This is a genomic window from Spiroplasma corruscae, from assembly GCF_002237575.1.
Classification (GTDB): Bacteria; Bacillota_I; Bacilli_A; order Mycoplasmatales; family Mycoplasmataceae; genus Spiroplasma_A; species Spiroplasma_A corruscae.
In genome coordinates, this window is record NZ_CP022535.1 from 314,854 (window position 1) to 328,999 (window position 14,146).

12 protein-coding genes are annotated in these 14,146 nt (G+C 25.5%); 11 read left to right on the forward strand and 1 reads right to left on the reverse strand.

Annotated features, from left to right (window positions below; translation table 4 throughout):
* Positions 1-34: 34 nt before the first annotated feature.
* From SCORR_RS01525 to SCORR_RS01565, 9 genes are all read left to right on the forward strand, one after another.
* A complete protein-coding gene (locus SCORR_RS01525; protein ID WP_094048432.1) occupies positions 35-706 on the forward strand; it encodes a hypothetical protein in 672 nt (223 codons plus the stop codon).
* 9 nt (positions 707-715) lie between these two features.
* On the forward strand, positions 716-1,849 hold the full coding sequence (locus SCORR_RS01530) for a hypothetical protein (protein WP_094048434.1): 1,134 nt from the start codon (positions 716-718) through the stop codon (positions 1,847-1,849).
* Positions 1,850-1,861: 12 nt separating this feature from the next.
* Complete coding sequence (gene era / locus SCORR_RS01535; RefSeq protein ID WP_094048435.1) at positions 1,862-2,764, forward strand: GTPase Era; 903 nt, start codon at positions 1,862-1,864, stop codon at positions 2,762-2,764.
* Between the two features lie 9 nt (positions 2,765-2,773).
* Entirely contained in the window at positions 2,774-3,553 is a 780-nt protein-coding gene (gene recO / locus SCORR_RS01540) for a DNA repair protein RecO (RefSeq protein WP_094048437.1), read from the forward strand.
* 99 nt (positions 3,554-3,652) lie between these two features.
* Positions 3,653-5,026, forward strand: coding sequence for a glycine--tRNA ligase (locus SCORR_RS01545; protein WP_094048439.1), 1,374 nt, complete (start codon positions 3,653-3,655; stop codon positions 5,024-5,026).
* 11 nt (positions 5,027-5,037) lie between these two features.
* Positions 5,038-6,942: a DNA primase gene (gene dnaG / locus SCORR_RS01550; protein ID WP_157705322.1), complete on the forward strand. Its 1,905-nt coding sequence runs from the start codon at positions 5,038-5,040 to the stop codon at positions 6,940-6,942.
* A 2-nt stretch (positions 6,943-6,944) separates the two neighbouring features.
* Positions 6,945-8,339 (forward strand): sigma-70 family RNA polymerase sigma factor, encoded by a 1,395-nt coding sequence (locus SCORR_RS01555; protein ID WP_094048443.1) that lies wholly within the window; start codon positions 6,945-6,947, stop codon positions 8,337-8,339.
* Between the two features lie 13 nt (positions 8,340-8,352).
* Positions 8,353-9,045 (forward strand): tRNA (adenine(22)-N(1))-methyltransferase, encoded by a 693-nt coding sequence (locus SCORR_RS01560; RefSeq protein ID WP_094048445.1) that lies wholly within the window; start codon positions 8,353-8,355, stop codon positions 9,043-9,045.
* Complete coding sequence (locus SCORR_RS01565) at positions 9,038-9,829, forward strand: Nif3-like dinuclear metal center hexameric protein (protein ID WP_094048447.1); 792 nt, start codon at positions 9,038-9,040, stop codon at positions 9,827-9,829. Before SCORR_RS01560 ends, SCORR_RS01565 begins: the two co-directional genes overlap by 8 nt.
* Here the strand turns inward: SCORR_RS01565 and ispH are convergent.
* On the reverse strand, positions 9,826-10,707 hold the full coding sequence (gene ispH / locus SCORR_RS01570) for a 4-hydroxy-3-methylbut-2-enyl diphosphate reductase (RefSeq protein ID WP_094048449.1): 882 nt from the start codon (positions 10,705-10,707) through the stop codon (positions 9,826-9,828). The genes SCORR_RS01565 and ispH overlap by 4 nt on opposite strands.
* Positions 10,708-10,800: 93 nt before the next feature.
* Here ispH and SCORR_RS01575 point away from each other — a divergent pair, with 93 nt between their 5' ends.
* Positions 10,801-11,523 (forward strand): hypothetical protein, encoded by a 723-nt coding sequence (locus SCORR_RS01575; RefSeq protein WP_094048451.1) that lies wholly within the window; start codon positions 10,801-10,803, stop codon positions 11,521-11,523.
* Positions 11,524-11,553: 30 nt separating this feature from the next.
* Complete coding sequence (locus SCORR_RS01580) at positions 11,554-13,845, forward strand: hypothetical protein (protein WP_094048453.1); 2,292 nt, start codon at positions 11,554-11,556, stop codon at positions 13,843-13,845.
* The last annotated feature ends 301 nt before the right edge of the window (positions 13,846-14,146 follow it).

Sequence of the window (14,146 nt, forward strand, 5' to 3'; positions counted from 1 at the left end):
TTTTTTATATAATCAAAAGAAATAGGAGTAAATTATGATAAGTCTTCAAACATTAGTGTTAGATATATTATCTATATTAGGGATTATATTTGTTATATTTATCCCCTTATATTTTTACTTTATACAAGGTAGGGTTTTGAATGGCCGTTTACATACAAAAATAGATGGTGAAAAACTCTTTGAAAAATTAAAAACAGACCTAAGATTATCAAGAATTTCAGGGATTGATAAAAAAAGATTATATTTTGATTATGACTATGCTGCTACTATTTTTAGAGGTTCCATGGAATATAATGCAAGAGAAGTTGTATGATTTTTTAATGAATACTATGCAAAAATATATATTAAAAAATCAATACTTAAAAAAGCATTTACACATATATTAATTTGATTAATATTTCTTGGTGTAGTACTTGGTGGAGTTGAACTTGATGCCTTATTGTGACTGTTTAATATAAAAAGTATGAGTTCAGATAGCGGTATAGTTTCAACATCAATTTTGTTTATCTTTGCAACAGCTTTTTGTGGGTTAATCAAGTATTTAGAGTTTAATCGAGTGAAGAGAGTCATTAATGATGAAGTTAGGCAAATAAATCTTGCTAAAAAAGAAAAAGTTTGAAAAGATTATAAATTAATATATTTTATATCAATTGGAACTTGAGCATTGGGATTCATTTTTATATTTATTAGCATGATAGTGAAATAAGAGGATAATATGAAAACAGTAAACTGATTAATAAATAGTAAATTAGGAAATGCCTATACTTCAAGGTTTTTAAGATCAAAGCATGTTAATATGATTTCTGAAACAGATTATTTAGCTAGACTTAAAAGTGTTTGTAAGGCTACTTTTTGCATTCCTGTACAATTTTTATGATTTTTATTTTTTGTCTATGCAGCTTATATAGCAAAAACACAATTCAATAACGCTACTACAAATATGTCAAGCATTGCTTGATTGTATAGTGATCAAATTAATTTACTTAATTTATTGGCAGGTATTCAAATTTATCATTTGTTCTTACTTTCAAGTGTAATTATTGTAATGTTAAACATGACTATAGGTAAAGGCACAATAGTATTCACGACAATATTTAATGCACTTTATATAGCTGAATTATTATTCTATGCAAGCTTAATTTTTATATTTGATTGAGCTGGTTTAATAAATAAATTTAATAATGTTGAAGATTTTTTAATAATATTAAAATCACAATGAATTTGAATTATTGCTGTGTTTATTGGCATTTTCTCTTTTATTCCATTAAGAACTATATTTATTGATGTAAATATGTGAAATAGAGAATGAATCAGAATTGATAGATATCGTAAAACTGAAGATAGAGAAAATGCCTTTATTTTTAAAACTTGAGTTAGTCCTGGTGAAGTAAGGGCAAGAATATTAATGATATGTACTGGTTGAGTTTGTGTATTAATAGCGAGTGTTTTTGAACTTTTTGGTATATTTATGGAAACTGATTTTTTAACAATGAAGTATTTAATTTTAGGAATTGGTTATTTTATATTTATATCAGCTTATGTAATACCATATAATGTATATAGTATAATTTTTTATTGATTTAACTTTTTAATACTATTAATTTTATTCTCGTATGGATTATCAATAATTGAAAATTATGCTTGAATGAGTGAACAAAATTATAAGTATTTGTATGCTCTACTATTAATTCCATTTATATTAAGTTTAAGATCTGCAATAATTTATACTTGGTCTTTAAAAGGTGGAAAAGAAATAAAAGCTGTGACGTTAAATTTATTTGAAAATGAAGAAGACTTCGAAGAGTATCTTGAAGAACAAAAAATTAAACAGAGTGATGACACAATATAAAAGGAGAATAATTTGGAAAATTTTAAATCAGGTTTTATAAGTATTGTTGGTAGACCGAATGTTGGAAAATCAACATTATTAAATGCAATATTAGGGCAAAAAGTATCTATAGTTACTAATAAAGCACAAACTACAAGAAATAGAATAAATGGGATTTTAACAAAAGAAGATTTTCAAGCAGTATTTTTAGATACTCCTGGAATTCATACACCAAAGCATGAGTTAGGTAGATTTATGAATAAAGTGGCTTTATCATCCGTAAAAGGTGTTGATGTAGTACTATTTTTAGCACCCTCTAATGAAGAAATTGGTGAAAATGACATGTTTATTTTAAAAAATCTTTCGAAGATTGAAGTACCGGTTTATTTAGTAATAACGAAAGTAGACTTAGTTAAAAAAGTAGAATTAGATACAAAAATAAGTAAATGAAAAGAACTAGACTTTAAGTTTAAAGACATAATTTGTATTTCAAGTATTGTATTGCAAACTATTGAAAACTTACTAAGTGTTATAAAAAGCAACTTACCAAGTACTGGAATAAAATATTATCCAGATGATAATATTACAGACCAACCAGAGAGATTTTTAGTTAGGGAAATTATTAGAGAAGAATTGTTAATGCAAACCGAGCAAGAAGTACCTTATTCAATAGCTATTTTGGTTGATAAAATCGAAGATAAACCAAATATTATAAAAATACTTGCAACTATATATTGTGAAAGAAACTCGCAAAAACCAATTATAATTGGAAACAAAGGGTCAAAAATTAAAAATATCGGAATCGAATCTAGAATAAAATTAGAAGAATTATTTGGTAAACAAGTATACTTAGAATTATTTGTCAAAATAAAAGAAGGTTGAAGAAGTTCTCCGTCTTTAATCAAACAACTAGGTTATGATAAGGATACTTATTAATAAAATAAAATGAGCACAATTAACACTAAAGGTATAGTATTAGAAAGTATAGATTATGAAGATTATGCAAAAATCGTAACTATATTTTCAAAAAAGTTTGGGAAATTATCTTTTTATGCACCTGGTGTAAATAAAAGTATTTCAAAAAATAGGAACTCAGTTCAATTATTTTGTCAAAGTGATTTTGAACTTTTTAAATCAAGAACAATTGAAAGATTAAGTAAACTTAAAACAGGCGTTCTTTTAGCTAGCTACCACAAAATTGCAAATAACTATACAGTATATATTTTTGCATCGATAATAGTAAAAGTTTTATTACAAATAAATGAAATATCGAATAATAACGAAATGATCTATGAATTATCAATAAATGTAATTGACAGGTTATCAATAAATAAAAAAACATTTATTAATTACTGTTATTTTCTTTTCAGTATACTTAAATTTACAGATTATAAGCTTAATTTAAGAAATTGTGAAAGATGTGGAAAAGATAAAGATATTGTAAGATTTGATTATATTGATAATTACATTATATGTAAAAGTTGCTTAAAATCTTTTGAAAAAATACAACCATTCTCATTTCTTGAATTATTAAGACTATTTAATGAAAAAACAATTGAATTTATTGAAGAGTTTAAGTTTAACACAAATGATTTATTAATTTTGCACAGCATAATGGTCGATTTTTATGAAAAAAACTTAGGGTTTAATTTAGGACCGATAAATATACTAAAAAATTCAGATCCATTTCAGTTCAGCAAAGAAGTTGCTGATCTCTATAAATAACACTTATAGTGTATTGACAAATAGTCATTTAACTAGTTAAATTAATGTTGTATTTAATAAAATGCAAACTAGTTTGCATTTTTTTTATAGGAGATACGTATGAACAACAATTTTGATAAAATAATCAATCATTTAAAATCACAAGGTTTTGTATTTCAAGGATCTGAAATTTATGGGGGACTTGCTAATTCTTGAGATTACGGACCACTTGGAGCTGAATTAAAAAATAAACTGAAAAATTTATGATGAAGATTTTTTGTTAAAAGAAATAAGTATAATATTGGATTAGACACATCAATAATTTTAAACCCAAAAGTATGATTAGCTTCTGGTCATTTAGGTAATTTTAATGACCCATTGGTAGATTGTAAGAGTTGCAAATCTAGGTGAAGAGCAGATAAACTAATCGAAGAAAAGTTCCCTGATGTTAATGCTGGTGTTTTAAGTAATGAAATGTTAGAAGAATATATTAGTAAAAATGATATATCATGTCCAAAGTGTAAAAAGAAGGATTTTACTAATATAAGATTATTTGATTTAATGTTTAAAACTTTTCAAGGTCCTTTGGAAGATGATTCTGCAAAAGTCTATTTGAGACCAGAAACTGCACAAGGAATTTTTGTTCAGTATAAGAATTCTCAGAGAACTTCAAGAAGAAAACTTCCATTTGGAATTGGTCAGATAGGTAAATCATTTAGAAACGAAATTACTCCTGGTAATTTTATTTTTAGGACAAGAGAGTTTGAGCAAATGGAGTTAGAGTTTTTCTTTTCACCTAACGACGAAAATAATTGATTTGATTATTGATTAAATCAAGTTAAGCATTTTATTACTAAGGAATTAGGAATTAGTACCAATAATTTTATTATAAGAGAACATGAAAAAGATGAACTTTCTCATTACTCTAATAAAACTGTTGATATTGAATATAATTTTCCATTTGGAAGAGGAGAACTTTGAGGAATTGCCCATAGGTCTAATTATGATCTTACTCAACACCAACAGTTTAGTGGTGAGGATTTAACTTACTTAGATCAAGAAAATAATGTAAGATTTATTCCACACGTTATTGAGCCTAGTGTTGGTGTTGAAAGATTATTACTAGCAATTCTTTGTGAATCTTATTGTGAAGAAAAACTTGAGAATAATGAGTTAAGAATTATACTTAGGTTACCAATAAAATTAGCTCCTTATACTATAGCTATACTTCCATTACAAAAGCAACAATCAGAAAAAGCTAGAACTTTATTTGAAGATTTATTGCAATACTTTGATGCCACTATTGATGAAACAGGTAATATTGGTAAACGATATAGAAGACAAGATGCCATTGGAACTCCGTTTTGTATAACAATTGATTTTGACACTGAAAATGATAATTGTGTCACAGTTAGAGAAAGAGATTCTATGCATCAAGAAAGAATCAATATTAATGACTTAAAATCATATTTGACTAATAAATCAAATATGTAAAGAGGTATTTAGTGATAATAAAGCAAGATCAAATTGATAAAGTTATAAATTCTGCAAATATTATAGATGTTATTTCAAGTTATATAGATGTAAAAAAAAGAGGGCGCAATTATGTAGCGGTATGTCCTTTCCATGATGATTCTGATCCGTCATTAAATATTTCTACTGATAAAAAAATCTTTAAGTGCTTTGTATGTGGTACCGGTGGAAATGTAATTGTTTTTATACAAGAATTTAATAATGTATCATTCTTTGAAGCTATTAAAATATTAGCAGATCAATTAAAGATTAAAATTACGGGTATTAAACAATATGAAAATAAAAAAAATTTATCCTCTATTGAAAATAAAATAATAGACATAAATAATAATGTCGCAAGTTTGTTTAATGGATTACTAGTTTCAAATTATTCTAAGTTTGCTCAGTCTTATTTGTTAAAAAGAAGAATTGATGTTGATCAAATTACAAAATATAAAATTGGATTTTGTCCAAAAGAAATAAACTTACACGAATACTTGATAAAAGAAGGTTTTGATGAAAATGTAATATTAAAGTCAGAACTGCTCTATCAAAAAGGAGTAGAATATATATCTTTTTTTGAAGATAGGCTTGTATTTCCAATAATGGATGCTGATTCAAATATTATTGGATTTTCTGGTCGAGCGATTAGCGAAAATCATAAACCTAAGTATAAAAATAGTAAGGATAATGAAGTTTTTAAAAAATCTAATCTTGCATATAATTTTAATAATGCAAAAAATTCTATCAGAGTAAACAATGAAATAATTATTTTAGAAGGATTTATGGATGTAATTAGTTTGGATCGAATTGGAATAAATAATTGCGTTGCAATTATGGGCACTTCACTCTCCGACTTTCATATAAAACTATTTTCATCTTTATCAAAAAACTATAAGTTATTTTTGGATAATGATAATGCAGGTATTCAGGCAGCATATAAAATAACAAAAGAGCTTATTAAAAAAAATGTTAATTTATCAATTGTAAATAATGATTCGTTAAAAGACCCTGATGAATTGGTTCTTAATAATAAAATTGATTATATTAAGAAAATTATAAAAGATGCAAAGCATCCAATTGATTATTTTACTAATATATTTTCAAAAAATCTTAATAAGAATGATTCACTTAGTTTACAGGATTTTATTGATAAGTTATTTAGTATTATAAAATTAGAAAAAGATTCAATAATTGTTGAAAAGGCCTTATTAAATATATCTTCATTAACTGAATTAAGTATTGAGACGTTACAAAACAAACTGAAGGAAATTAAGATTGATGACGTTCAGGAAAATGTAAAATACGTTACAAATAATTATCCGCCTAGTTTTCAAGGTAACATAAACTATTTATCTGAAATGGAAGAAATATATTATGAGTATCCAATTGAGAAGCCTAAAACAATTAATTCTAGTTATGAAGATAATTTAAGGAATCTAATAAATACAAAAAACTTAGCAGAAGCAACAATAATATGGAATCTATTAGATAGTAAAAGATTTATTCCTTTAATTGAAAATAATCTTAACAAAATAAAAGATTATGCAGTAGTTGAAATACTTAATTTTATAATTGAAGAATATAAAACTAATAATTATTTAGGTAATGATTGAGAGTATATTGCAGATAAAATAAAAAAACTAAATGTTAAATATTGTGAGAAAATTTATGAAATAAAAAATCAATATTTTACTATTTTGAAAAGTTCTTATACAGAAAAAGCGGTTAATGATTGTTTTGATATTATTGAACTTTACAAAATTCAAATGGAGATAGACGAATGAAACAAAAAAATTACAGAATGCGAAAGTATAGAACTTAAAAAGAATTACTTAGAGCATATTGAAATTTTGCGAGAAGTTAGAAATATAATTTACCAAAAGAGGAGAAAATAATAATGGGATTAGAAAATAAAAAGTATAGTACATTTCAAGAGTTTAAGGATAGACTTTGAGGTTACTTAGAAAAAAATGATAATGAAATTTCACAAGAAGAAATACAAGAGGTTCTTAGCAAAAACTTTGAGGACTTAGATGAAGATGAAATTGCACAATTATTCCAAGAGTTATCTGAAAAAGAAGTAGTGTTTACAGATGAGTTAATTGATGATGAAGATCTTGTTACATTATCTTCAGTTGGTGCGGTTGAAGACTTAACAGATTTAGAGGATGGATTTAAGTCAAGAGACACTGAAAGAAAAAATCTAAAACAAGCTAATATAAATAGTGGTCCAGTTAAATATAGAGTTGGTGGAATTAGTAATGAAACTAAGATACAAGATATAATTAAATCATATTTCAATCAAATAGGTTCTTCAAAAATATTAAGCAAGGATGAAGAAGTTGAGTTTGCAAAAATGTTAGAATCGAGTGATGAAGATGAAGTTAAAGAAGGAAGAGATAAATTAATTACTTCTAACTTAAAACTTGTTATTTCAGTTGCAAGAAAACATTTAAATAGAGGGCTTGATTTTGCTGACTTAATAGAAGAAGGTAATATTGGTTTAATGAAAGCTGTAGATAAATTTGACTATAAAAAAGGATTTAAATTTTCAACATACGCAACTTGATGAATAAGACAAGCGATAACACGTGCAATTGCTGATCAAGCTAGAACAATAAGAATCCCTGTTCATATGGTTGAAACAATTAATAAGTTAACTAGAATTGAAAGACAACTTACACAAGAGTTAGGAAGGGAACCAACACCAAAGGAGATAGCAAAAGTATTTGGTAAAGGTATTACAGCTCAAAAAGTTGTTGAAATTAAAAAGCTATCTATTGAACCGATTAGTCTAGAAAAACCATTTGGGGATGAAGACGATACTCACTTTGGTGATTTTGTTGAGGATAAAGACATTTCATCTCCTGATGAATATGCTGAAAAAGAAGCTTTAAGAGAAGTTATGGATGATGTTTTTGCAGAAATTCTTGCTCCTCGTGAAGAAAAAGTAGTCAGAATGAGATTTGGGATATTACCAACAAAGTTAAGAACATTAATTAGACTTGCAAAAGAATGTGAAGATGAAACATATGAAGAACTAGTAAAAGAAATTAATAACTTGGATATTCATTATGATACACCAATAGAAAAAATTCAAAAATTTAGAAATTCTTTAATACAATTGCATCTATCAAAATATGATTCTCCTAAAACATTAGAAGAAGTAGGTAAAGAGTTAAAAGTTACAAGAGAAAGAATAAGACAAATTGAAGCTAAAACTATAAGAAAGTTTAGACCAACTGCTTCAAATCAAAAAGCAAAAGTTTTAAAAGATTTTTTTAAAGGATAGAAAAGAGATATATATGAGTTTTTTAACCCCTAGGTTATTTGCATTGGCTAAACTAGTAAATGATGAAGATATTGTTGCTGACATTGGAACTGATCACGCTTATCTACCAATTTATTTAGCTAAAGATAGAAAAGCAAAAAAAATATTTGCGACTGATATAGCAGATGGACCCCTTAATATTGCGAAAAATAATATTAGATCTTTTGGAGTTGAAGATAAAGTAGAAATTATTAAATCTGACGGTATTAATTGAACTCTTAATAAAGATGTTAATATTAATGTTTGTATTATATCTGGTATGGGCAGCACTACAATGTTGAAAATATTAGAAAATGATAACAAAAACATTGATTCATATGTTTTTTGTACCAATACAAATATAAGCAAAATTAGAGAATGGGCTAAGGTTAATAAATATTTTATTGAAAGTGAACAAATAGTACTAGATAATGATTTATTATATGAAATTATAAAAATTAATAAATTTGCAGGTAGTAAAGTAGCAAATAAAAAAGATATAATATTTGGACCAATATTACGTAAATCTAGCGATGATTTGTTTTTAAAAAAATGAATGGTCGAAGAAGAAAATCTATTAAAATTGTTGTTACAAGTACCAAAAAAAGGAAAAAGATATAAAGAAATTTTAAAGTATAAAAAAATAGTTTCAAATTTATTAAAAAAGGGGATTAAAAAAAATGACTAGCTTAAAAACAAATGTATTGATTAATTATCTAAATGATTTGTTTCCAAAATATCTAGAAGCTGAGTGAGATAAAGCAGGATTTCAAATAGAAGAAGTCTATAATCTTAAAAGTCAAGATGAAATAAATGGTATTGTTATATGTTTGGATGTTACTTTAGATGTTGTTAATTATGCAATTGAAAATAAAACAAACTTGATTATTAGTAGACATCCATTCATATTTAAAGAAGTTCAAGAAGAATTAAATAACTCATATAAAAAGAGATTATATGATTTATTAGTTAAAAATGAAATTCAAGTATTTTCAATTCACACTAATTATGATAATAGTAGTAATCAAGACTTAATTAATTTATTAGAAACACAGTTTAACATTAAAAATGAATCAATAGTTGGTGAAAGTAATAGGTATTTTGAAATTGAATTAATTAGAGAAATGCAAGTTAAAGAAATTATTGATAAACTAATATTTATTTTTGGAAGTTCTAACCCATTAGTTACTCAAAATATTGATATGGATGCTACATTTAGTAAGTTTCTTATTGCTACTGGAGCAGCGGGTGGTCTAATCGAAGAATTAAATTTAAGAGATATTTTTTATGTAACTGGGGAAGTTAAATGACATGAATGATTATATGCAAATCAGAATAATGTTAGTTTACTTGCTTTAGGTCATTATATGGAAAATTATTTTATAGAAGATATTCAAAACAAAATCTTAAAAACCTTTAATGACTTAAAGGTGTTAACTTTTGATATAAAAAATCAATTTATGAAATATTAAGGTTTACATAAAGATTCTAAATAAGTAATGACTTCATTTTGAATTATACTAGGCGTTGATGCACCTGCAGTTACTGCTATTGTGTTAACGTCTTTTATTTCGTTTAAATCAATATCGTTTTTTGAATTAATTCTTATTGATCTAATTCCTTTATTCTCAGCTAATTCTACTAATTTTAATGTGTTGTTACTTCTTTCATCACCAACCACAAATAGTAAATCAACCTCATCTGTTTTTAAATCAAGAACAGCTTTTTGTCTAACCAAAGTCGCGTCACATAAGTCATTTTTAAACTTTACATTTTTATATTTAGTTTTAATCTTTTCATATATTATCTGAGTATCAATTATTGAAAGAGTTGTTTGATTAGTAACAAATATATCTGATTCACCATTTAAGTTTAGATTTTCTACTTCTTGAGTGTTTGTTACTAAATGAATTTTTTCTTTATTAATTGATGTTAGTGCTATTGTTTCGGGATGATTATGTTTACCAATAAAAATAATTTCAAATCCTAATTTTAAGTAATCATTTATTAAGTTTTCTGTTTCAAGTACTCATTCACATTTCGTATCAATTACTATTAGACCATTTTCTTGTGCATAATCAACAACATTTTTATCAGTTCCATGAGCTGAAAAGACAACAACACTTCCTTTTGGTATTGATTTTATTATTTCTAGTCTTGATTTTTTTCAGTCATCAATTATTTTTATTCCTTGTGATTCAAAATCACTCACAACATTTTTATTATGTACTAATAAACCTATCATATATATATCCTTATTTGGATACATTTTTAAAGCTTCTTTTGCCATTTTTATTGATTTTACAACTCCTAGACAGAATCCTCTTGGAGAGACTTTTAATATATTCATAATAACTCCTTAAACTAATATATATTATAATTTATTTACTATTATATTAATTAAAAACAAAAAATAATTTAAAATAATACTATTGGAGGAATTATGAAAAAACTATCTGATTTTTTAATTAGACTAAAACCTTATAGAAGACTAAATAAAATCTTTTGAATGTCTTTTACTTTAATATGCTTATTTGTCTTTCAAATGTTAATGCTAATTTTTTCTTCTGTTGTTATTCATAAAAATAGTGGCTTTTATTATTGGTTTAGAGGTTTTCACTCACTATTAGTAGATAGTTGACAAGAACCTAATTCAGCAAGAGGGTTTATTTTTGCATCAACAATAATTGGTACAATACCATCTGTTGCAATGATTCCATTTCTATATTTTATTTTTATGAATTGATTAATATTAGAAAAATTATCTGATAAATTTATTTCAGTACCAAAAGATAAATATAAATTCTGATCTACTTATATTCATTTTACTTCACTTGGTGGAGTATTCTTTATTCTATTTGGATGTATGTCATATTTAGGTAATGGAAGTATTCTTCCTCATAAAGCTTTCTATGCTTTACCAAATGCTTTTTCCGATGTTTTTATTCTGAGAATTGGGGGTATTTCTGCATTCTTATACTATGGAGTTGGATGCGTATTTTTATTAATAATGATTTTCTGAAATATTGGAATCATAATCAAATATATATTTGTAAAAATATCTGCTTGATTAGAGAAAATGAAAGAATTAAGAATGATTAAAAAAGAAGAAAAGCTATCACTAAAATCACAAAAAATAGAATCAAAAAATAATAAAACTAAGTAAATTGTATTAAAATAATATAAAGGTGAATATATGAAAAAATTTCTTGCACTATTAGCTGGTATAACACTTACTTCATTTTCAATTGTTAATGTTGTATCTTGTGAAAGCAACCCAAACTTAGATAATAATTACACAGATGAAGAAAAAATAATGAATATAAGAAACTTAACTACATCATCTCTAAAGAGTGCGGGGGTTAAGGTTGGTAATTCATTAACCTCTGACGAAGTTGAGACTTTATTTAATAGATTAAATTTGAAAGAAACCTTAGATGAAGATGCTTATTCTAGACTTTCAACTGAAATGGTAAACATTTATATAATGGCTAATTCTTTTTTAAATGAAATTTCAACTAAAGTAAGTGGATATGATTGAATAGCAAAAAAAGTAGCGTGACAATCTCAATGAACTTTAAGAGATTTATTTGAAAATAAAGATTGAGGAGTTGCTAATAACGTAAGTGGGTGAATGGAACCAATGTACAAAGACAATGGTTGAAGTTTATCTGTTACATTTTTAGATAGTAAAACTCTAGGTTGAACTGGTGATGGACCACCAAAGTATGCAAGAGTTAATATCAATAAGAGATTAGTAGCAAATGAAGATGGAGATATTATTGATGAGCAATCTAATCCAGATGCAATTAGAAAGTCTTCAGTAAATGCATTAGATTCAATATTTGAATCTGCAAGAAATATTGGACCTATTTATAATGGATATGCTTCTTCAAGTGATCTAATTTTGCTTGATGATTTATTCCAAAAAGATAATAATGGATTGAATCCAGGTTTTATAAATTATTCACCAAGTGTAATGGATATTATAAATAACATACCTTTAAACTTTGATTTTGGAAATGATGTACTAAAAAAATCTAAAGAGTTAATTGAAGAAGAATTAAACAATTATTTAATAAAAAATCCAATATATTTAAATGAAACATCTGATATTAAAATGATAAATATAGTATTAAAAAATCAAATATATAGTATATTATTTTCAGAATCACTTAAGAGAAGACAATTTAAAGATGATGAAGGTAATGGTTATACAAAAGAACAAATGAATGTTGCAAATAAATATGTAAAAAAACTGTTTAATAATTTATTTACTACATTAACTTCTTTGTTAAGGGAGGACTTTGTTAATTCAAATGAAGAAAGTAAAAAGTTTTTAGAAGATTTTTCGAATCAGTCAATTAACTTTTCGGCAATTGATTCTACTAGTGACGGTTTAACTGATAGTCAAATTGAAACATTTAAGGAAAATTTATTAAAAGCTTTTGAATACTCTAGAAATACCAATGATGTTGAATCAGGTCAAAAAGATTTTGGAACCACAATGTTAACAACAGTTAATAATAAAATAGATACAAAGAACTCAGTATTAAAAAATGAAGAACAAGGAGAAGGATCGGAAAAAGTAGATTTAGCCTCAAATTTAGTTAGTGTTAACGATTACCTAGACTTTGGAATCGATAACTCATATAAGTTAGTTATTACATATTATTCTTTAAAAGTTCCAAAAAAATTAGAAGATTTTAAATATAATCCAGATGCAACAACTTCGAATAATGATCAATTCTATACAGATTTATTCTTTAAAAGTGTTTTTTTTAGTCATAGATTCAAAGAAAATGATATTAGCACAATGATTGGGACTCTTAATAAAAAGACATCTGGAGATGATGTATTTAATTATAAGTTATTTGATTTAAATATTAGTTCATCTGATAATGAAGTAATAAACTATATGGATGAAATGCTTAAAAAAGCATCAGATACTAGTGGAAATGTTAGTTCAAGTGATTGAAGAGTTTATCTAATGGTTGACTATTATCTAAAAAATTTATCAGAAAAATTATGAAATATTCTTGCGGATGTAAATTATTTCCATGATGAAGGAATATCATTAGACTATAAAAATAACAATAGTCCTGGGGTAAATAGTTATTCAAATGCAGATGATGATGAAGCTTTTGCAAGTTTAGTGAAAAATAAAACTATCAATGTAGTGCTTACCGATAACAACGGAGAGATAAGAAACAATAAGTTAGAAGAAAACTTGTATAATCAAGGAATAGATGCCATTATAGGAGATATTAGTTATGAGTTTTATTTATATAAAACATCAGTAAACATTTTTGGTAAGGCTATTTATGAGTACTTAAGTCCTCAAAACGCTTCTTCAAATAAAGAACTATATACTGGTATATTTAAAGCAAGTTCAAAAGTAAGTTATGATAATGTCATTAATTCGTTAAGGAGTTATTGAAATAAAAACGTTAAAGAAAATTCCGAAAATCCGGACTCAAATTATTAAAAATACAAAAAAAAACACGTGTAACGTGTTTTTTTTATTATGCTTTTTTGCACTTATAAATTGTTGATTTGCTAATAATTAAAAATATATGAATGAGTAATAAATAAGACTATTTTACTAACTATGGCAAATTGCAAAGTAGCCTAGTCGAAAGAAAGGATGTTATAAATTGTATAAAAAATGATTTTTCATCTTCTGAAAGTGATGTAAAGGGAGATGAATTCATTATTTATTATGCCATAGTGTTCGGAAAGGACAAAATTAATATATCAAATTAATTACAAAAATTCAACTTTTTTTT